At 65.0% G+C, this 20,779-nt stretch carries 16 protein-coding genes and 1 pseudogene; 3 read left to right on the top strand and 14 right to left on the bottom strand.

Annotated elements, in window-relative coordinates; translation table 11 throughout:
- The 11 genes and pseudogenes from B3T59_RS22315 to dop form a co-directional block, all read right to left on the bottom strand.
- Positions 1-199: pseudogene (locus B3T59_RS22315) on the bottom strand (DUF4333 domain-containing protein); the annotation flags it as partial.
- Positions 200-399: 200 nt separating this feature from the next.
- Positions 400-3,216 (bottom strand): DEAD/DEAH box helicase, encoded by a 2,817-nt coding sequence (locus tag B3T59_RS22310; protein WP_287005169.1) that lies wholly within the window; start codon positions 3,214-3,216, stop codon positions 400-402.
- Between the two features lie 21 nt (positions 3,217-3,237).
- Positions 3,238-4,221 carry a twin-arginine translocase subunit TatC gene (gene tatC / locus B3T59_RS22305; protein WP_005202947.1) on the bottom strand — a complete coding sequence of 328 codons (984 nt, stop codon included), beginning with the start codon at positions 4,219-4,221 and terminating at the stop codon, positions 3,238-3,240.
- Between the two features lie 20 nt (positions 4,222-4,241).
- Positions 4,242-4,514, bottom strand: a complete 273-nt coding sequence (gene tatA, locus B3T59_RS22300; RefSeq protein ID WP_064863967.1) for a Sec-independent protein translocase subunit TatA — start codon at positions 4,512-4,514, stop codon at positions 4,242-4,244.
- A gap of 45 nt (positions 4,515-4,559) precedes the next feature.
- Positions 4,560-5,522 carry a helix-turn-helix transcriptional regulator gene (locus tag B3T59_RS22295; protein ID WP_064863966.1) on the bottom strand — a complete coding sequence of 321 codons (963 nt, stop codon included), beginning with the start codon at positions 5,520-5,522 and terminating at the stop codon, positions 4,560-4,562.
- The gene (locus tag B3T59_RS22290; protein ID WP_287005168.1) at positions 5,522-6,508 is read right to left on the bottom strand and encodes a helix-turn-helix transcriptional regulator; all 987 of its coding nucleotides are present in this window, start codon (positions 6,506-6,508) and stop codon (positions 5,522-5,524) included. Before B3T59_RS22290 ends, B3T59_RS22295 begins: the two co-directional genes overlap by 1 nt.
- A 16-nt stretch (positions 6,509-6,524) precedes the next feature.
- Positions 6,525-7,883: a Pup--protein ligase gene (gene pafA, locus B3T59_RS22285; RefSeq protein WP_049697377.1), complete on the bottom strand. Its 1,359-nt coding sequence runs from the start codon at positions 7,881-7,883 to the stop codon at positions 6,525-6,527.
- Between the two features lie 44 nt (positions 7,884-7,927).
- Positions 7,928-8,728, bottom strand: a complete 801-nt coding sequence (prcA, locus tag B3T59_RS22280; RefSeq protein WP_064863965.1) for a proteasome subunit alpha — start codon at positions 8,726-8,728, stop codon at positions 7,928-7,930.
- On the bottom strand, positions 8,725-9,606 hold the full coding sequence (gene prcB, locus B3T59_RS22275; protein ID WP_005202936.1) for a proteasome subunit beta: 882 nt from the start codon (positions 9,604-9,606) through the stop codon (positions 8,725-8,727). The genes prcA and prcB overlap by 4 nt, the downstream gene beginning before the upstream one ends.
- The gene (locus B3T59_RS22270) at positions 9,603-9,794 is read right to left on the bottom strand and encodes a ubiquitin-like protein Pup (protein ID WP_005202935.1); all 192 of its coding nucleotides are present in this window, start codon (positions 9,792-9,794) and stop codon (positions 9,603-9,605) included. Before B3T59_RS22270 ends, prcB begins: the two co-directional genes overlap by 4 nt.
- Positions 9,795-10,002: 208 nt before the next feature.
- Positions 10,003-11,502: a depupylase/deamidase Dop gene (gene dop / locus B3T59_RS22265; protein WP_251723539.1), complete on the bottom strand. Its 1,500-nt coding sequence runs from the start codon at positions 11,500-11,502 to the stop codon at positions 10,003-10,005.
- 91 nt (positions 11,503-11,593) lie between these two features.
- On the opposite strand from dop, the gene glgP reads away from it, so the two are divergent.
- The gene (gene glgP / locus B3T59_RS22260) at positions 11,594-14,167 is read left to right on the top strand and encodes an alpha-glucan family phosphorylase (protein WP_251723579.1); all 2,574 of its coding nucleotides are present in this window, start codon (positions 11,594-11,596) and stop codon (positions 14,165-14,167) included.
- 110 nt (positions 14,168-14,277) lie between these two features.
- On the opposite strand, the gene arc is transcribed toward glgP, so the two are convergent.
- Both arc and B3T59_RS22250 read right to left on the bottom strand, forming a co-directional pair.
- Positions 14,278-16,065 (bottom strand): proteasome ATPase, encoded by a 1,788-nt coding sequence (gene arc / locus B3T59_RS22255; protein WP_064863963.1) that lies wholly within the window; start codon positions 16,063-16,065, stop codon positions 14,278-14,280.
- Positions 16,066-16,254: 189 nt separating this feature from the next.
- Complete coding sequence (locus tag B3T59_RS22250) at positions 16,255-17,085, bottom strand: tRNA (adenine-N1)-methyltransferase (RefSeq protein ID WP_064863962.1); 831 nt, start codon at positions 17,083-17,085, stop codon at positions 16,255-16,257.
- 119 nt (positions 17,086-17,204) lie between these two features.
- Here B3T59_RS22250 and B3T59_RS22245 point away from each other — a divergent pair, with 119 nt between their 5' ends.
- Entirely contained in the window at positions 17,205-18,164 is a 960-nt protein-coding gene (locus tag B3T59_RS22245; protein ID WP_156529438.1) for a RecB family exonuclease, read from the top strand.
- A 40-nt stretch (positions 18,165-18,204) separates the two neighbouring features.
- Here B3T59_RS22245 and B3T59_RS22240 read toward each other — a convergent pair whose 3' ends face one another.
- Positions 18,205-19,842 (bottom strand): hypothetical protein, encoded by a 1,638-nt coding sequence (locus B3T59_RS22240; protein ID WP_064863961.1) that lies wholly within the window; start codon positions 19,840-19,842, stop codon positions 18,205-18,207.
- Between the two features lie 234 nt (positions 19,843-20,076).
- On the opposite strand from B3T59_RS22240, the gene B3T59_RS22235 reads away from it, so the two are divergent.
- Positions 20,077-20,779, top strand: a 703-nt coding sequence (locus B3T59_RS22235) for an acyl-CoA thioesterase domain-containing protein (RefSeq protein ID WP_287005167.1), incomplete at its 3' end; no start/stop codon positions are given.

Below are 20,779 nucleotides of genomic sequence, written 5' to 3'. Positions count from 1 at the left end.
CGTACTGGCCCTGCTGCGGGGGCTGGCCATACTGGGGCGGCTGTCCGTACTGGCCCGGCTGCGGCGGTTGGCCGTACTGGGGAGGCTGTCCGTATTCGGGCGGTTGCTGGGAGTTCTGCCCCTGCTGGCTGTCCGCGCGCGGCTGGTCACCGGTCGAGGACTGGTCACCGGCGTTGTTGGGATCGTACGGATGGCTCATGCGTCTCTCTCTCGATCGGCCCGGCAGTGGCGCACCGGTGTGCAATGTCGAACGGTCACGGTATCGCGGCGTGACGCATTCTCCCCTGCCGTCGTCGCCGACCGATATGCGAAGTGAAGGTTACCCCAGCGAACTGGGGTCGTCGGTCAAGCGGTACACGACTCCCGATCACGTGAACCCGGCCGCGTGCACCCACTACGTCAACCGAGTTCGGCAGCGACAACACCGCGTCTGATCGCTCCGACCGCCGCGCGCGCCGAACGGGCGAGCGGAGCGTCGTCGCCGACGCCGAGTCGGACCTGTTCGAGGAGGTCGACGACCTGTCGGTTCCAGCGAACGAAGTCGCCGGGCGAGAGCAGGGTGCCGCGTTCGCCAGCAGCGGCCAACGACTCGGTCAATGATCGACCCGACGCCCAGAGCGACACCGCGACAGAGAAACCGGTGTCCGGCTCGCGTGTCGGCGACACCCCATGACGCCGCTCGACGTCGGTGACCTGACGCCAGATCTCGAGGGTTTTGGCGATCGCGGTCCGCAACTCGACGTTTCCGGGCATCGCGTCGGCGCCTGCATGGCTGTCGCGACGCGACTCGAACACCATCGCGGCGATCACCGCAGCAAGTTGCGGCGGTCCGAGCCTGTCCCAGATTCCGGCGCGGATGCACTCGGTCACGAGGAGATCGCTCTCGCTGTAGATGCGGCTGAGGAGCTGACCGGTTGGTGTCACCACCACCTCGCCACGCTCGTTTTCGACGTAGCCGAGTTCGGTGAGCACGCCGACGATCCTGTCGAAGGTCACGCCGAGTGTTGATGTGCGCTCGCTGATCGAGCGTTCCGCCGACACGATGTCCCGCACGAGCCGGTTTCGTTGCTCGGCGAGTCGGAACAGGTCGTCGCCGTTGTCGAGCTGATGAGCGGGGTGGGCGCGCAGTTGATGGCGCATCCGTGCCAGCTCTGTATCGTCTGCCGCCAGCGCCCGCTTCTTCTGGCGGCCCCGCGGCATCTCGATCCCGGTCGACCGCAGTGCCGACGCCAGGTCGCGGCGACCTCGTCCGGTCCTGCGGTCGGGGTTCTTGGGTAGCCGCATATGACCGAGAACCTCGGGCGGATTCACGAAATCCCGTGTACCCACGCGGCCGCACCAGGCGTCCTCGCTGAGAACGAGCGGCTTGGGATCTGCGGGCTGACTCGCGGCCTCGAGCACCACGGCGAGTCCGCGGTGGCGCCCCGATGACACACCGATGACATGTCCGCGTTTGAGTCCGGCGAGGTCGGCGACCGTCGACTCCTGCGACGCCACACGACTGCGGAACTTGAGATCACGCTCCCGCCTGCGAATCTCCTCGCGCAGCGTCACGTAACCGAGGAAGCCTCGATACGAGTCGGATCCGTCGGCCGTGCTGTCGGCCGGATCCTCGTCGTCGAGTGCGGTGATGGTGCCGGGTTCGATGCCGCGCTTGTCGGCGGCTCCCGCGAGCTCGACGTCGAGTTTGCGCAGTCGGCGGTACATGTCGTCGACCTTGCGGGCTTGTCCGACGACGGACCGGTCGGCCTGGAACTGCGCAAACGACCTGTTCAGCAGCTCACGTGATCCCGCGAGTCCGCGACGGCCGATCAGGTTGACCGCCATGTTGTATTCGGGCGCGAATGAGCTGCGCAGCGGGAACGTGCGCGCCCCTGCCAGGCCCGCAACCTGTTCGGGAACCAGCTCGGGCGTCCACACGACAACGGCGTGGCCCTCGACGTCGATGCCCCTACGACCGGCGCGTCCGGTGAGTTGGGTGAACTCGCCGGGTGTCAGATCGACGTGTGACTCTCCGTTGAACTTCACCAGGCGTTCGAGAACCACCGAACGAGCAGGCATGTTGATACCGAGCGCGAGGGTTTCGGTGGCGAACACCATCCGCACGAGCCCGCGGACGAACAGTTCCTCCACCGTGTGACGGAACGTCGGGAGGAGGCCGGCGTGATGAGCGGCGAACCCACGCTGCAATCCCGCACGCCACTCGTCGACGCCGAGTACGTCGGCATCTCCTGGGGCGATCTCGGTGAGATGGCGGTCGATGACTTCGTCGACGGCACTCGACTCCTCGGGCGTCAGCAACGACAGTCCTGACCGCAGACATTGGGCCAAGGCGGCGTCGCACCCCACGCGCGAGAAGATGAAGCCGATTGCGGGCAGCAGGCCCTCGCGATCGAGGCGAGCAACGAGTTGCGGACGCGAGAGGGCGCCCGGTCCCCTGCCGCGCGTCGACCGCGGTCGTCCACGACCGGAACGTCGATCGTGCCCACGACCGCTGTCGCGCTCGTCGGCCAGTAGCATCCGATGTCGGATGTAGCGTTTGAGTTCGGGGTTGACCTGGGGTTTGCCACCGTCGCGGTGAGAATCGAACAGGTCGAACATGCGCGAGCCGACGAGCATGTGCTGCTGGAGAGGCACCGGTCGATGTTCGTCGACGATGACGGTGACCTCGCCCCGTACGGTCTGAATCCAGTCGCCGAACTCTTCGGCATTACTGACCGTCGCCGACAAGCTCACCACCCGCACCGACGGATCGAGTCCGAGAATGACCTCCTCCCAGACCGCGCCGCGAAAACGATCGGCGAGGAAGTGCACCTCATCCATCACCACATGCGAGAGCCCCTGTAGTGCAGGTGAATTCGCATAGATCATGTTGCGGACGACCTCGGTGGTCATCACCACCACCCGGGCGTCGGAGTTGATCGAGCTGTCGCCGGTGAGGAGCCCCACATTCTGTCTGCCGTGAACAGCGACGAGATCGGCGTACTTCTGGTTGCTCAGCGCCTTGATCGGGGTCGTGTAGAAGCACTTTGTCCCGGCAGCCAACGCCAGATGCACCGCGAACTCACCGACGATCGTCTTTCCTGCACCGGTCGGCGCACACACCAGCACTCCCTGGCCGTCCTCGAGTGCGCGGCAGGCCAGACGTTGGAACTCGTCGAGCTCGAAGGAGAGGCTCGCCGCGAAGCGGTCGAATTCCGCGTGGTCAGTTGACATCGGTCTCGGCGGACATCGGGGTCAGAGAACATCGTCGAAGGTCGAGGCGTCGCGCACGGAGGCGCGGCCCTGCGGGGCCATTCCCGACGACACCGACGTGGGCGCTCCGACCGTCGACGGTCGCGGACGCGGCGATACATCGGGCAGAGGGCTCGCCTGGTCGTCTGGGATCGACGCCCAGTCGGGTGTGTTCCGATCGCGGCGCCGGTCGTTGAAGCGCGAGAACTGAATGGCCACCTCGAGCAGCACGGTCAGGGCGAGCGCAAGGGCGAGCATGGTGAACGGATCCTGGCCAGGGGTCACGATGGCCGCGAACACGAACAGGGCGAAGATCAATCCGCGACGCCAGGCCTTGAGCCGCGGATAATGCAGTACACCCACAGTGTTCAACGCGACGATCAGCAGAGGCAGCTCGAAGCTCACGCCGAAGATGATGAGCAGGTGGATCATGAACCCGAAGTACTGATCGCCCGCCAGCGCGGTCACCTGCACGTTGTTGCCGACGGTCAGCAGGAAGTGGAAGGCCTTCGCAACGACGAGGTAAGCCAGCACAGCGCCGGCCACGAAGAGCACCGCGGCTGCCGTCACGAACGAGATCGCGTACTTGCGTTCCTTCTCCAGCAGGCCGGGAGTGACGAACTGCCAGATCTGGTAGAGCCACACCGGGCACGCGAGCACGACGCCCGCGGTCAGTGCGACCTTGAGGCGCAGCATGAACTGATCGAATGGCCCTGTCGCCAGGAGGCGGCAGGAGTCGTCCGCGGTCAGGGTCGCGCGGGATGACGCGGGTAGCGAACAGTAGGGCTCACGGAGCAGATCGCCGAGCGTCGGGAGTCCGAATATCCCGTAGGAGTACCAGACGAAGCCGAGGATCGTCGTGACGACGATCGCGGCCATCGAGATGAGCAGACGGGTACGCAGCTCGAACAGATGCTCCACCAACGGCATCGTGCCGTCGGGGTTGAGTTTGCGCTTGCGGTACCTCGGGTCGAATGGAATCCGCACTCAGGTGTCCCAGTGCGCGGCTACGCCGACTTCTTGGTCTGATCCGGGGCGGATTGCGCAGTGGTGCTCGCGTCGGAGGACGGGAGTTCACGCTGCGGTGTGGCTTCGTCGGGGGATGCTGTGGTCTTGGGAGGGGTCGAATCGCCCTCGCGCTGCATCTCCTGGACCTCGCTCTTGAAGATCCGCAGCGACTGACCGAGGCCACGCGCCGCGTCGGGAAGCTTCTTTGAGCCGAACAGCAGTAGCACGACCACCAGCACGATCAGCCAGTGCCACCACGACATTGCACCCATCAGGATTACCTTCCGCTTGTCTTCACAACGATCCTACCGCGACACTCAGCGATAGCGCGCTCGCGCTGCGCGTGCGGCATTGGTCACAGCGTCGTCGATATCTCGATCGTCGACGACCCGCACGGTGCCGCCGAACCCCAGGAGGAATCGCGTCAACCACTCCGGTGAGCCGTACGCGAGTCGACCCCTGATCGGCTCATCGCTCTCCTTGGCGACGACCACGTCGTCGAGCGGATCGATCCGGTAGTAGTCGAGAACCCAAGCCTGCTCAGGATCGATCTCGATCTCGACCGAGCGGTGGTCGGGGTCGTCGCCGAGAAGCACGGACTGCTGCGTGCCCGCCACGGACGCGGGCGGAGTCGACGGCTCGTCGCGTAGCTGTGCGGCCTCGATCCGGTCGAACCGGAACAGGCGCACGCCCTCGCTGCCTCTGCACCAGGCTTCGAGGTAGGTGTTGGAGTTCAGTCCCTGCAGGCGTATCGGATCGACGACCCGCTGACTGACCGAATCGCGCGTCGCCGAGTAGTACGTGAGGTCGAGTGCGCGGCCTTCGGTCACCGCACGCCGCACGGTCGCGTAGGTCGGGTTCTTCTCGTCGTCGTCGACCGACACCGTCGCGACCGCCGGAAGTGATTTTCCGACGGCTTGTTCGATCTTGGCGATGGCTCGCCGCGCGGCCTGCTGGTCGAGAACACCTGCCATATCGACCAGTGCTTGCAGGGCCACCAGCAGCACGCTGGCCTCGGCGCCGGTCAACCTCAGCGGGCGGTCCATGCCCGCCGTGAACCCGACATCGACATAGCCTTCGGAGAACTCGAGCTCGATGAGGTCGTCCGGGTAATAACCCGGCAGTCCGCAGACGAAGAGCTGCTCCAGATCTTTGCGGAGTTGTGCAGGTGTGACCCCGAGGTCACTCGCGGCCTTCTCCATGGAGATGCCGCCGCGCGTCGAAAAGTAAGGGACGAGCGCGAGAAGTCGGCTCAAGCGCCGCGATTGTGCGGTCGACATCAGGCGTTCCCCCCGCCGATCCGGTCGAGACCCGCGACCACGAGGTCACGTAGTTCGGCCGGTTCTCGAACCACCGCGTCGGGGCCGACGGCCAGGATCATGCGGGCCAGCGTGCTCAGTGACCTGATCTCGATGACGAGATCGTCACCGTCCTCACCGTCGAAGACAGCAGGTGTGCTCGACGTCGCCAGACGTCGAAGCCCTGCCGCCCGGCCGCTCGCCACCCAGACACGTGCCGCGCGACCATCCGAACCGGTCGCGGAATCGACTGCGTCGGCGACGATCTGCTGCAGGTCGGTGTGCTCCGGACGGTGTACGACCCCGGCCGACCCGGTGGCGGTGACATCAGAAAGCCTGCTCAGCCGGAAGGTCCGTGTTGCCTCGCGACCACGGTCGTGGCCGACGACGTACCACCGACCCCGATGAGTCACCACGCCCCACGGTTCGAGCGTCCTCGTCTCTCCCGACGACGTCGCGCCCGCGCGGTAGGTGAACGTGATGGCCTGGCCACCGTCGATCGCTGCCAGCGTTGGCGCGAGAGACTGCTCACCACCGAGGGAACGCTGCGATACCGCCGCAACACCGATCTCGTCGTCGGCACGGACGTCGATTCCCGCTGCCTGGAGTTTGAGGACGGCGGTCTGCGAGATGGTCGAGACGTCGGAGTTGTCCCAGAGCGCTGCGGCCATCGCGATGGCCGCAGCCTCCTGCTCATCGAGCGTGATGTCGGGCAGTGAGTACGAGTCTGGATCGATGCGATATCCCTCGATCCCGCTCTCCGGCGAAGGACCGGTGACCAGCGGCACCCCGAGATCGCGCAGATCGTTCTTGTCACGCTCGAACATCCGATTGAACGCCTCGTCGGAACGCTCCTGGTCGTGGTAGCCGGACACGTTGCGGTGGATGTACTCAGCGGTGACGTATTGCTTGGTCGAGAGCAGACAGATCACCAGGTTGATCTGACGCTCGACTTTCGACGTAACCACGCCATGCAGCTTACGGCTACATGGATGCGATCAAGCGATCGACGCGCTCGTCGACGCTGCGGAACGGGTCCTTGCACAACACCGTGCGCTGAGCTTGGTCGTTGAGCTTCAGGTGGACCCAGTCGACAGTGAAATCGCGACCGGCCTTCTGCGCCGCGGAGATGAAATCACCGCGCAACTTGGCCCTCGTCGTCTGGGGCGGCTCGTTGACAGCGGTCTTGATCGCCTCGTCCGTCGTCGCGCGCGTGACCAAACCCTTGCGCGAGAGGAGGTCGAAGACACCTCGTCCGCGTTTGATGTCGTGATAGGCCAGGTCGAGTTGCGCGATCTTCGGATCCGACAACTCCATCGAGTACTTGTCCTGATAGCGCTGGAACAGCTTGCGCTTGATGACCCAGTCGATCTCGGTGTCGACCTTCGAGAAGTCGTCGGCCTCGACGGCGTCGAGCATCCGTCCCCACAGATCGACCACCATGTCCATCTCTGGATCCGGCGCGCGATTGACCAGATGCTCGACGGCACGTGCGTGGTACTCGCGCTGGATCTCCAGTGCTGTGGCCTGCCGTCCACCCGCGAGGCGGACCGGGCGCGTGCCCGTCGTGTCGTGGCTGACCTCGCGAATCGCGCGGATCGGGTTGTCGAGAGCGAAGTCGCGGAAAGCGACCCCTGCCTCGATCATCTCCAGCACGAGTGCCGCGGAGCCGACCTTGAGCAGAGTGGTCATCTCCGACATGTTGGAGTCGCCGACGATGACGTGGAGTCTGCGGTATTTCTCGGCGTCGGCGTGGGGCTCGTCGCGCGTATTGATGATCGGACGCGACCGCGTCGTCGCCGACGACACGCCCTCCCAGATGTGCTCGGCACGCTGCGAGAGACAGAAGGTGGCGGCCTTTGGCGTTGCGAGCACCTTGCCCGCACCACAGATCAGCTGGCGGGTGACGAGAAACGGTAGCAGGACGTCGGAGATCCGGGAGAACTCCCCCGCTCGGACGACGAGATAGTTCTCGTGGCATCCGTACGAGTTGCCCGCCGAGTCGGTGTTGTTCTTGAACAGGTAGATGTCGCCGCCGATACCTTCATCGGCGAGTCGCTGTTCGGCGTCGACCAGGAGATCCTCGAGTACCAGCTCACCGGCGCGATCGTGGTTGATCAGCTGGATGAGGCTGTCGCACTCGGCCGTCGCGTACTCGGGGTGCGACCCCACATCGAGGTAGAGTCGCGCGCCGTTCTGCAGGAACACATTCGATGAGCGCCCCCACGACACGACCCGTCGGAAGAGGTACCGCGCGACCTCGTCTGGACTCAGTCGGCGATGGCCGTGGAAGGTGCAGGTGACACCGAATTCCGTCTCGATGCCCATGATTCGACGTTGCACTCTTCAACCCTACCCGCGGAATCCGGCGTCGACCGGTTGCACGATCAGGACGCGCCCGAATCGCTCGGGGCGTCGCCCGCCGCATCGCCGCTGCCGTCGGACGGTGTCGATTCGCTCGACTCTGCGGCAGGTGCGGGCAGCAGGTCGGCCACCGCCGTGGCGGTCAGTCGTCGGAACGCGCGCCTGGGGCGATTGCGGTCGAGGATCGCGACCTCGAGATCGCCAGGGCTCAGTTCGCGTGGCGCAGTTGGGGTTCCGTTCGACGCCTCAGTCGGAGTCGAGAGCGCGTCCACCGCGATCTTCAGGGCATCTGCCAGTTGCAGATCGGGCTCGTAGCTGTCCTTCAGCGCCGCCGAAATGGCGTCGGTGGCGCCGCCCATGACGATGAACCGCGTCTCGTCGGCGATCGAGCCGTCGTAGCTGATGCGGAACAACTGCGAGGGCTTGGGCTTTCCGAAACGGGCGACCTCGGCCACGCACAACTCGACTTCGTACGGCTTGGGCTGCTCGGTGAACACAGAACCCAACGCGTTTGCGTACGTGTTGGCCAACGAGAGCGCCGACACGTCGGCCCGATCGTACGAATAGCCACGCATGTCGGCGAGCTGGATACCTGCTTTGCGCAGACTCTCGAACTCATTGTATTTGCCGACAGCGGCGAAGCCGATCCGATCGTAGATCTCACTCGTCTTGCGCAGGGTGTTCGAAGGATTCTCCGCGACGAAGAGCACGCCGTCGGCGTAGGTCAGGATGACCACGCTGCGCCCACGGGCGATTCCCTTGCGCGCGAGATCCGAGCGATCGCGCATGATCTGCTCGGCACTTGCGTAATACGGGAAGGTCATCGCGGCGCCTCCTCATGCTCTGCAGCTCTGCGCTCGATGATCGCCCGGGCTGCCGCCTCGATGTCGGCGGGTGGAACCTCTTGCGCGCCTTCGGCACTCACGACGACGGCGGTCGGGAAGATCTTGCGGACGATGTCGGGACCACCTGTCGCCGAATCGTCGTCGGCCGCGTCGTACAGCGATTCGACGGCGATAGCGAGCGCCGAGCCGGCGTCGAGATCGTGACGGTAGAGCTTCTTCAACGACGACTTCGCGAACACCGAACCGGAGCCGATGGCCTGGTAGCCGCCGAACTCCTCGTGGCGGTCACCGGCGACGTCGAAGGAGAAGATGCGACCCCGCTCGGTCGGGCTGTCGTGGTCGATGTCGTAGCCGACGAGGAGCGGGATGGCGGCCAGCCCCTGCATCGCGGCGCCGAGGTTGCCGCGCACCATCGAGGCAAGCCTGCTGACCTTGCCGTCGAGGGTCAGCGGAACACCCTCGATCTTCTCGTAGTGCTCGAGCTCGACGGTGAACAGTCGGACCATTTCGATGGCGATACCGGCCGTGCCCGCGATCCCCGCCGCCGAGTATTCGTCGGTGACGTAGACCTTCTGCACGTCGCGAGTCGCGATGATGTTGCCCATCGTGGCGCGTCGATCGCCCGCGAGCACCACACCGCCGGGAAAACTCACGGCAACGATGGTGGTGCCGTGCGGGATCTCGGAGGTGTCGGTGGTCGAGGTGAAGGTGCCCATGCGTTCAGCTCTCGCCTGTGGCAATTGGTCGGGCGCGTTGACCCGCAGATAGTCGGTGAACGACGAGATGTCGGCGCCGAATGTGGGGTGGGAACTTCTGGTGGGACCGGACGGGGACAGTGAACCGAACGTCTCGCTCACTGGCCACCCTTCTGCACGTACGCGCGCACGAAGTCTTCAGCGTTCTCTTCGAGCACGTCATCGATCTCGTCGAGGAGGTCATCGGTGTCCTCGGCGAGCTTCTCACGCCGTTCCTGGCCCGCACTGCCGTCGGAGCCGAGTTCGCCGTCGTCTCCGCCGCCGCCGCGAGTGGTCTGTTCCTGCGCCATGTGCACTCCTTAGGTTTTGCCGGGGCTCCGCCCCGGCCTGTGACTGCGCCTCTGGTCACCGCTCTTCGTCGTCAGCGACATCGCTCGCTTCACTCGCTCGTCGCTTCCTCCTGCATCGCGGTGCGGCGCAGTCACATCCAACTCGTGAATCCACACTACCGGGGGTTCAAGCGAAAAGAGGGTTGAACACGTCCCCGTCGACAACGGGTCAAGTCGTCAGTTGATCGACCAGCTCGGACGCCGAGTGCACGGAGTCGAGGAGTTGGCCGACGTGTGCCCTGCTTCCGCGCAGCGGTTCCAGCGTCGGAATCCGCACCAGCGAATCGCCACCGAGGTCGAAGATGACCGAGTCCCAGCTCGCTGCGGCGACGTCGGCGCCGAACCGGCGCAGGCATTCGCCACGGAAGTATGCGCGAGTGTTCTCCGGGGGTTCGGTGATCGCGCGCGTCACGTCGGCTTCGTCGACGAGTCGCTTCATCGAGCCGCGCGCCACCAGACGGTTATAGAGGCCCTTGTCGAGTCGGACGTCGGAGTACTGGAGGTCGATCAACTGCAGTCGCGGGGCCGACCAGCCGAGTCCCTCGCGCTGTCGGAAACCCTCCAGGATGCGCAGCTTCGCGGGCCAGTCGAGGATGTCGGCGCATTCCATCGGGTCGCGCTCGAGCCGGTCGAGCACATCGGCCCAGGTCCTCAGCACGTCCATCGCTCGCGCGTCGTCGGGGTTTTCACGCTCGTGGAACTTCATGCATCGTTCGAGGTACTCACGCTGGAGTGCCAGCGCGGTGAGTTCGCGGCCGTCGGTCAGCGCCACCGTCGCCTGCAGCGTCGGATCATGGCTGATCGCGTGTACAGCCGAGACCGGGCGCGCGAGTTCGATGTCGGAGAAGTCGACGCCGGCCTCGATGAGGTCGAGTACCAGCGACGTCGTGCCGACCTTGAGGTATGTAGCGGTCTCGGCAAGATTGGCGTCGCCGATGATCACGTGGAGTCTGCGGTAGCGCTCGGGATCGGCGTGCGGCTCGTCGCGGGTGTTGATGATGCCGCGCTTGAGCGTGGTCTCGAGTCCGACTTCGACCTCGATGTAGTCCGAGCGCTGAGAGAGCTGGTAGCCGGCTTCGTCGCCGGACTGGCCGATGCCGACGCGACCCGCGCCGGTGATGACCTGACGCGAGGCGAAGAAGGTCGTGAGGCCCCCGATGACCGCGGTGAATGGCGTGTCGCGACTCATCAGGTAGTTCTCGTGGGTGCCGTAGGACGCACCCTTTCCGTCGATGTTGTTCTTGTACAACTGCAGACGCGGAGCGCCGGGCACACTCGCGACGTGGCGGGCTGCTGCCTCCATCACCCGCTCGCCCGCCTTGTCCCAGATCACCGCATCGAGAGGATCGGTGACCTCGGGGGCCGAGTACTCGGGATGTGCATGGTCGACGTAGAGACGCGCCCCGTTGGTGAGGATCATGTTCGCGGCGCCGATCTCGTCGGCGTCGATGATGGGTGCTGGTCCGGTCCCGCGCCCCAGATCGAATCCGCGGGCATCGCGCAGCGGTGATTCGACCTCATAGTCCCAGCGCGTGCGCTTGGCGCGCGGCACCCCGGCTGCTGCGGCGTACGCGAGCACCGCCTGTGTCGACGTCATGATCGGATTCGCGGTCGGGTCGCCTGGCGCGGAGATCCCGTACTCGACCTCGGTGCCGATGATTCGCTGCATGGTATTGAGACTAGATGTCGGTCGGATGAAAGGTCGGACCCACCACCTCGCACCGGTCGCACCGGCGACGCTCGTGTGGGACCTTCTACACGTGAAAGCATTCCGCCGGTTCACCGTTCGGGTTCCGTTGCCCGCTCCCCTGTCCGATCTCGCCGTTCTCGCTCACAATCTCCGCTGGGTCTGGCATGCACCGACCCGGGATTTGTTTGCCACCATCGACCCCGCCAGGTGGGAAGCGACCGGTGATCCGCTGCGGTTGCTCGCGGAGGTGTCGCCCGAGAGACTCACCGAGTTGTCCTCCGACACTGAGTTCCTCGCGCGACTCACCGCGCTGCGTGCAGACCTCGACGAGTACTGCACGTCACCCCAGTGGTACGGCGATCGCGCGACGTCGGGAGACCCCATGCCCGATGGAATCGCCTACTTCTCGATGGAATTCGGCATTTCCGAAGTGCTCCCGATCTACTCCGGCGGTCTCGGCATCCTCGCGGGCGACCACCTCAAGGCGGCATCGGATCTCGGTCTTCCGTTGATCGGCGTCGGGCTCTTCTATCGGTGCGGCTACTTCCGGCAGAGTCTTTCGCACGACGGGTGGCAGATCGAGCGGTACCCGGTCAACGATCCGGGTGCGCTACCGCTGGCGTTGCTGACCGACGCTGCGGAGAAGCCTGTGATCATCGAGATCTCGATGCCCGGCGGACGCACGCTGCACGCACAGGTGTGGGTGGCCACCGTCGGTCGAATCCCGTTGCTGCTCCTCGATTCCGACATCGCTGCCAACGACGACGAACTGCGCGGGATCACCGACCGTCTCTACGGCGGCGATCAGGACCACCGCATCAAGCAGGAGATCCTGCTCGGCGTCGGTGGGGTGCGCGCGTTGCGTGAATACGTCCGTCTCGCAGAACGCGCACAGCCCACCGTCTTTCACATGAACGAGGGCCATGCGGGGTTCCTCGGTGTCGAGCGGGTCCGCGAGCTCGTCGACTCCGCTGGGCTCGACTTCGATTCCGCGGAGTCCGTGGTCCGAGCGTCGACGATCTTCACGACGCACACCCCCGTCCCCGCCGGAATCGACCGCTTCCCCGACGATCTCGTGCGCTTCTACCTCGATCCGGGACCCGACGGAACGTCGAATCTGTTGCCGGGGCTGTCGGCGAGCACGGTTCTCGAACTCGGCGACGAATCGAATCCGGGTGTCTTCAACATGGCGCACATGGGTTTTCGCCTCGGTCAGCGATCCAATGGGGTGTCGCAACTGCACGGCGCGGTCAGTCGCGAGATGTTCTCCGACCTGTGGCCCGGGTTCGACGCCGACGAGGTGCCGATCGGTGCGGTCACCAACGGCGTGCACGGACCGACGTGGGTTGCGCGCAAATGGCAGGACGTCAGCGGGGGCAACGAGGACGCCGCACCTGCGGTCTACGCGGCTTTGCCCGCCGCAGACCTCTGGGCGATCCGCTCGGAATTGCGCGCTGGACTAGTCGACGAGGTCCGACGTCGCGCCTATGCAAGTGGCCGCGACCGCGACTTCACCGACGCCGAACTCGGTTGGACCGCAGATCTTTTCGACCCCAACTCGTTGACCATCGGCTTCGCGCGACGGGCGGCCACCTACAAGCGACTGACGCTGATGCTGCGTGACCCAGACCGGATGCGCCGGATCCTCACCGATCCGGAACGGCCGGTGCAGCTCGTCGTCGCGGGTAAGGCACATCCGGCCGACGACGGCGGCAAGGCGCTCATCCAACAGATCGTGAAGTTCACCGAGGATCCCGAACTGCGCGACCGCATCGTCTTCCTCCCCGATTACGACATCTCGATGGCGAGACACATCTACGCAGGCTGCGACGTGTGGCTCAACAATCCGGTACGTCCCATGGAGGCGTGCGGAACGTCGGGGATGAAGTCGGCGCTCAACGGCGGACTCAACCTGTCGATCCTCGACGGGTGGTGGGACGAGATGGCCGACGGCGAAAACGGTTGGGCAATTCCGTCGGCCGAAGGTGTGAACGACGAGAATCGTCGCGACGACCTCGAGGCCGAGGCTTTGTACTCGCTGCTCGAGGAGACCGTCGTGCCGCTGTACTACGCACGCGAGAACGGCGTGCCGACGCGCTGGGTGGAGATGGTCCGCCACACTCTCGCGGTGCTCGGTCCCAAGGTGCTCGCGTCGCGCATGGTCCGCGACTACACCCTCGAACTCTATGTGCCCGCTGGGATTTCGTACCAGCAGGCGTGCGCCGACGGGTACGCCTTGGCCACCTCGCTCGCCTCGTACCGTTCGACGCTCGCGTCGTCGTGGAAGTCGGTGGCGATCGCCGGGATCGACGAGTCGACGACACCCGACGACGAGCTCGACCTGACGGCGCACGTCTCGCTCGGCGAACTCGCGCCCGACGAGGTGACCGTGCAAGCCGTGCTCGGTCGGGTGACCGACGACGGCGACATCTACGACGCGGTGCATTCGCCGATGGAACCGGTGCCCGGGACAGATGCCTCCGGCCGAACGCGCTTCCGCGCGGCGGTCGCACCGTATCGATCGGGGGTGCTCGGTTACACCGCGCGTGTGCTGCCGCGGCATCCGCTGCTCACCGACGATGCCGAACTGGGCTTGGTGCGCTACCCGGCGTCGGCGGGTGAACCGCCCGCTATGCCGTCGTAAGCCCGAAACGCAACGGGAACAGACACAACTGCGGCCGACCCATAACGGGTCGGCCGCAGTTGTCTGTACCGAAGGCCTACAAGTACCGAAGGTCTGCAAGTACCGAAGGTCTACAAGTACTGACCGGTGTTGGTCTCGGTGTCGATCGCACGGCTTGCGCCGGAGCTCTTGCCGGTGACCAGCGTGCGGATGTAGACGATCCGCTCGCCCTTCTTGCCCGAGATACGCGCCCAGTCGTCGGGGTTGGTGGTGTTCGGCAGATCCTCGTTCTCCGCGAACTCGTCGAGGATCGAATCGAACAGGTGCTGCACCCGCAAACCGGGGGCGCCGGTCTCCAACTGCGACTTGATCGCGTACTTCTTCGCACGGTCGACGACGTTCTGGATCATCGCGCCGGAGTTGAAGTCCTTGAAGTACATGATCTCCTTGTCGCCGTTGGCGTAGGTGACCTCCAAGAACCTGTTCTCGTCACTCTCGGCATACATCCGCTCGACGACCTTCTCGATCATCGTGTTGACGCATGCGGTGCGATCACCGCCGAACTCGTTGAGATCGTCGGCGTGTACCGGTAGTTCCTCGACGAGGTACTTCGAGAAGATGTCGATCGCCGACTCGGCGTCGGGTCGCTCGATCTTGATCTTCACGTCGAGACGTCCCGGCCGCAGGATTGCCGGGTCGATCATGTCCTCGCGGTTGGACGCGCCGATCACGATGACGTTCTCGAGGCCCTCCACACCGTCGATCTCGCTGAGTAGCTGTGGCACGACAGTGGTTTCGACGTCGGACGAGACGCCTGAGCCGCGGGTACGGAAGATCGAGTCCATCTCGTCGAAGAAGACGATGACGGGCGTGCCCTCCGACGCCTTCTCACGTGCACGCTGGAAGATCAATCGGATGTGGCGCTCGGTCTCGCCGACGAACTTGTTGAGCAGCTCGGGACCCTTGATGTTCAGGAAGTACGACTTCGCTTCCTTGGCATCGTCGCCGCGCGCAGTTGCGATCTTCTTGGCAAGCGAGTTGGCGACCGCCTTGGCGATGAGCGTCTTGCCGCAACCGGGAGGTCCGTAGAGCAGCACTCCCTTTGGTGGACGCAATGCGTAATCGCGGAACAGATCCTTGTGCAGGAACGGCAGTTCGACGGCGTCGCGGATCTGCTCGATCTGCCTGCCGAGACCACCGATGTCCTCGTAACCGACGTCCGGCACCTCTTCGAGGACGAGATCCTCGACCTCGGCCTTGGGGACTCGCTCGAACGCGAAGCCGGCCTTGGTGTCGATCAGCAGCGAATCGCCGGGGCGCAGCTTGCGACGCTTACCGTCCTCACCGTCGACATCGCCGAGCAGTGGTTCGGCGAGCCACACGACCCGCTCTTCGTCGGCATGGCCGACGACCAGTGCGCGTTGACCGTCGCCGAGAACCTCGCGCAACGTGCTGATCTCACCGACCGAATCGAACTCGCACGCCTCGACAATGGTCAGCGCCTCGTTGAGGCGCAGCGTCTGACCCTTGCTCAACGAGTCGAGATCGATGTTGGGCGAGCAGGTCAGCCGCATCTTGCGGCCCGACGTGAAGACATCGACGGTCTGGTCGGGATAGATCTCGAGAAGTACGCCGTATCCACTCGGCGGCTGTCCGAGGCGGTCGACCTCTTCGCGGAGGGCTACGAGTTGCTGTCGTGCTTCTTTGAGGGTCTCGAGGAGCTTGGCATTGCGTGTCGTCAGGTTGTCGACCCGCTCCTGGAGGTCCGAAGCGTCTGCTTGACGTCCGAAGGACGGACGGCCGGCTTCTGCGCGCAACGGGGGCGTGTAAGCAGGAGTGAATTGTTCCCCGGCGGAATTGCTCGCGGTCTCGTCTGCCACATTCTCACCGGAGGCTTCATGGCGATCAGATTCGGTCATTGCTGACTCCTCTCCCCGGCAACGACCCCAGTGGGTTGCGCCGTAACACCACGCTACCGGGAGGCAGCAAATATCGCCGCGCACCGCGCGATACGCGGTGTTGACGGTGTGTTAAATGTGAGTCTTCGCAACGTATTCGCGGTGTTTCTCCGAGGGGACCGCGTTTTGTTCATACCTGCTGCGCTGTGCTCATCCCTTTGTCGGACGACGCTGCGGGCGCAGCGTCGTGACGCCGTCGGCCAGGCGCCGTGCGGTGATGAGAAAAGCCGTGTGTCCTTGCATTTTGTGCTCGGGGCGCACCGCGAGACCCACAGCGCTCCAGTCACGGACGAGCGATTCCCACGCGTGCGGCTCGGTCCAGCACTCTTGTTCACGAAGCGCTTCGACGACCCGCGAGAGTTGCGTGACCGTTGCCACATACACGGTCAAAACCCCGCCTGGTTTCAATACCGTTCGAACGACATCAAGGGTTTCCCACGGCGCGAGCATGTCGAGGATGACGCGATCGAATCGCTCATCGGTATCGATCTCGACGAGGTCGGCGACGGTCAACGACCAGTTGGCGGGCGTCCCGCCGAAGAATGTCTCGACATTGCGACGGGCGTAGTCGGCATGATCCTCGCGGATCTCGTACGACACGACTTCGCCCTCGGACCCGACGGCCCGCAGGAGCGAGCACGTCAGGGCTCCGGAGCCGGCGCCCGCCTCGAGAACACGAGCACCCGGGAAGATGTCGCCCTCGCTGACGATCTGTGCGGAATCCTTGGGGTAGATCACCTGCGCACCGCGCGGCATCGACAGGACGAAGTCGACGAGCAATGGTCGTAGAGCGAGGTACTCGGTGCCGCTGGTGGCGGAGACGATGCTGCCCTCGGGAGATCCGATCAGATCGTCGTGCGAGATGGCGCCACGGTGGGTGTGGAACTGTTTGCCCTCTTCGAGATTGACCGTGAACTTACGGCCCTTGGCGTCGGTGAGCTGGACCCTGTCGCCCACGACGAACGCGCCACTCGACGCCATGTGTGTTTCCTCTCGAGACTGATGTGACGCATGTGACCGATGAGAAACATCCGAGGTCAGGGTGCGCATGTCGGGCGGCAGCAATGTCACTGCCGCGACCTACCCTGCCAAATGTGAGCATGACTTCGTACCCCGGGTCCTCCGCCGACACCATCGCCCAGAACGACGGCGCGGCCGGACACCCTGCGACCTCGCCCGCCCAGGCCACCGCGACCTCCTCGGCGTTGAGTACCGAAGCGAGCGGGCAGGGACATGGGCTCGGACATGGGCGGGGACTCGTCGGCCGGCCGCTTGCCCTGTCACCGTCGAGGGCCGCCGATTTCAAACAGTGCCCGTTGCTCTACCGCTATCGCGCCATCGACCGGTTCCCGGAGACGCCGACGCAGGCGCAGACACGCGGCACGGTCGTCCACGCGGCGCTGGAGAATCTGTTCGATCTGCCCGCAGAGCTCCGTACCCGCGAGTCTGCCGAATTCCTCGTCGAGGGCGCGTGGGCGGCGATGTGCGAAGCCGACCCGTCGCTGGGGGCGATCCTCGACGGCGACGACGACAAATTCGTCGAGAAGGCGATCAAGCTGATCGGTAACTACTACCGCCTCGAAAACCCCACCGCGTTCACACCCGAGTCCGTCGAAGAACACGTGGAGATCGAAAGCGACGACGTCCTGATGCGGGGCTTCATCGACAGAATCGACGTCGCGCCGACCGGCGAGATCCGAATCGTCGACTACAAGACCGGCCGCGCGCCCGGTGAAGGGTATGAGGCCAAAGCGCTGTTCCAGATGAAGTTCTATGCGCTGGCGATCCTACGGATTCGGGGTGTGGTGCCCCATCGGCTCCAGCTCATGTATCTCTCCGACGGCCAGGTGCTCAGCTACACGCCCGACCGCGACGAGCTCGAACGGTTCGGTCGTACCCTCTCGGCCATCTGGCAGGCGATCCGCGAAGCAGTCGCCTCCGGCGACTTCCGGCCTCGACGGTCCGCCCTGTGTCGGATGTGTGAACACAAGTCTCGGTGCCCTGAGTTCGGTGGCGAGATACCGGAGTACCCCGGTCCCCCGCCCGGATTTGTCGCCTGATCGCGCGACCGGTCAGCCCATCTCGTCCGAATCCTGTTGCCTAAGCGGCATTTTCGGCCGCATGCCGACCGTGTCCGGTCATCGCATGCTTGCCGCGTTCCGCGACCCCGCCTCCAGATACCCCTTCACGGGGCGCGTCGGGCTGTGCATCCGCAGCGTGTCGGGGTCCGCCTGATTGGGGTCCGTCCGACTGCGTCTGCGGAGCCGTCGGTGACTGCGACCCTGCTAACGGGTGGGTGGCTGCCGGTGAGTGGGGCACTGGTGGTGATGGGAGTACTGCTGGTGAGTGCTGCTCGGTTGGGCTCGCGTCTTCGGCCGGCTTGGTCAGCGGCAACGGGTTGGTGGTGTTCGAATCGAGAGCGGGTGCCGACGCTGCGGGCGGCGGCGTGGTAGCTCGCTCGGGCGCGCGGTGGCGGCCCTTCGTTGACGGCTGGGCATCGGCGAGATGTCGGTCGCCTACGGACTCGTCGGTGTTCGTCGACAACGCGGCGGGAGCGGGCGTTGGGGTGTTCGCGACTGCGGCACCCGACACCGAACCGGGCTTGTCCGTCGGTGCCGTGCGTGCGGCGGTCGGGTCGACGACGTCGACGGCCGCGTTCTGCACCCCCGGCGCCTGGAGCGGGTAGAAGGCGTTGTTCACGCTGTCCCAGCGGGCGACGTCATCGTCGTCGAACGGGATGCCCAGGCGAGTGTTGATCAGTACCGCAAGCGCTGTCAACGGATGGTGCTTCGGTGTGTAGACGAGGTAGGTGGTGTTGCCGTCCGCACTGTGCAGAACTGTCGGCTCCTGGCTGTAGTCGATGAGGTTGCCGTAGTTCTGTTCGCCGAGTCCGGTGTGGACCGTGAGGAAACCGGCAGCGTCGACGAGGAGTGAACTCACCGGTCGATTCCAGACCCATTGGAAGTTGGCGACGGGATCACCGACCACGATCACCGACGTGACCGGTAGATCGCCTGTCGCCTGCGGGTCGCGCGCTCCGTTGGACTCGGCACCCGCCAGCTCCATCAGCCCGGCCACTGCCGGGTGGTCGGCAGCCCATGCTTTCAGCCCCCAGGGGCTGCGCGGATCCGAGATGAGCAGGACGTAGGACTTGTCGACGTCGATCGCCGTCCCGTCTGCGTTGCTGGCGACGGCCTGTTCGGCCGCGTTGCCGAGGGCTTCGGCACCCTGCGAAAAGCCGGTATAGACGACGGTCGGATTCTCGCCCTGTTGCGTCGCGAAGGCATGCATGGCCTTGAGGTTCTGCGTGACGGCAATGTCGCGCGACTCATCGTAGGACGGCGCGAAGATCGGCAGTGAAGCGCCCGAGCGTCCGCTGATGATCGGGCCGATCGCCTCGGGGTAGTCGATGATGTACGTCGGTCGGTCGCCGGCACGGAAGCCTCTGATCCGCGGATAAAGAGTTCCGTCGTCGGTACCCGGGGTGACGACGATCAGAACATCGCCGTTGTGCGCTCCGATCGCCGTACTCAACCAGTCCGGACCTGTGCCGTCGTCGGGGTCGGCCGGGCGAAACACGCCATCGGCGGCGAGGCCGTTGACGGTGTCCTGAGTTGCCGCGACGGAAGGTACGCCCGCGTGCGCGGTTGTCGACGAGAGGGCGAGGGGAAGAACGGTTCCCGCACAGAGCGCGCAACCGACGGCAGCACTGCCGAACGATTTCCGGAGTCGGTACACAGGCAACCTCGTGAGTCAGTGCCGCCGTGCGGTTGGCAGCAGGGACGTCCGTGACCGAATATTGCGATCTCAATAGTCGATGTAACTGTCGCGAACAGCGCTGAGTCTGGTCGTTTGACCAGATCGACGCCGTGCACACGTCGAGAATTAGTCTGAACGCAGTAGTGAAAGCGTCTGATCGGATGACACTGACCTGGTCGGGTACGTGGGGTTCACGTCATTTAGGGTCGGGTCGTGGAGAGTTGCTACTACGAGCGCGTCGACGACATCCCGAACTCCGACGACGATGCTGACGATTTCGAGTACTTTTCTCCGACCGCTGCCACTCTGAGTGTGTGGGCCTCAGACATCCAGCACGGAGGACCCCCGGCGGGGCTGTTGATGCGCAGTCTTCTGCGCTGTGCGCCGGATCCCACACAGGAGTTCACGCGGGTGACCACCGAGATCCTCGGGCCCATCGGTATGGGGCTCAACCGGGTGCGGGCCAGGGTGGTTCGTCCCGGACAACAGATCGCGCTCATCGAAGCCGATCTGGAGGTCAGGCAACCCGACGGTAGGTACCGACTGGCGGCGCAGAGTGTCGGGTGGCGCATGCGCACAACGGATTCGACCACGATCACACGCGCACCGCGCGAACCACTGCCCTCCCCGGAGACGCTGCCCGTGGTTCGCGGTGTCACGGGTGACAGTGACCTGGGCGTCGACTGGGGCACCGTCGGTTTCATCGGCACGACCGACACCGCAGCGACGCCGGGTCTGCACGGTCAGACACCGGCGGTATGGATCAAGCCGTCGATCGACCTGGTAGAAGGCGAGACAATGTCGAATCTGGAGTCCGTCTTCACCGTTCTCGACGTGGCGAACGGGCTCGGCACGACGCTGCGACCGGACGAGTGGACGTGGATGAACACCGACACCACGGTGCACCTCGTCGGCC

Origin of the sequence: Gordonia sp. UBA7860 (assembly GCF_002500165.1) — a bacterium.
In the GTDB taxonomy this organism is placed as follows: Bacteria; Actinomycetota; Actinomycetes; order Mycobacteriales; family Mycobacteriaceae; genus Gordonia; species Gordonia sputi.
The sequence above is the reverse complement of the archived record's forward strand: the minus strand, read 5'-3'. Positions and strand labels throughout refer to the sequence as shown.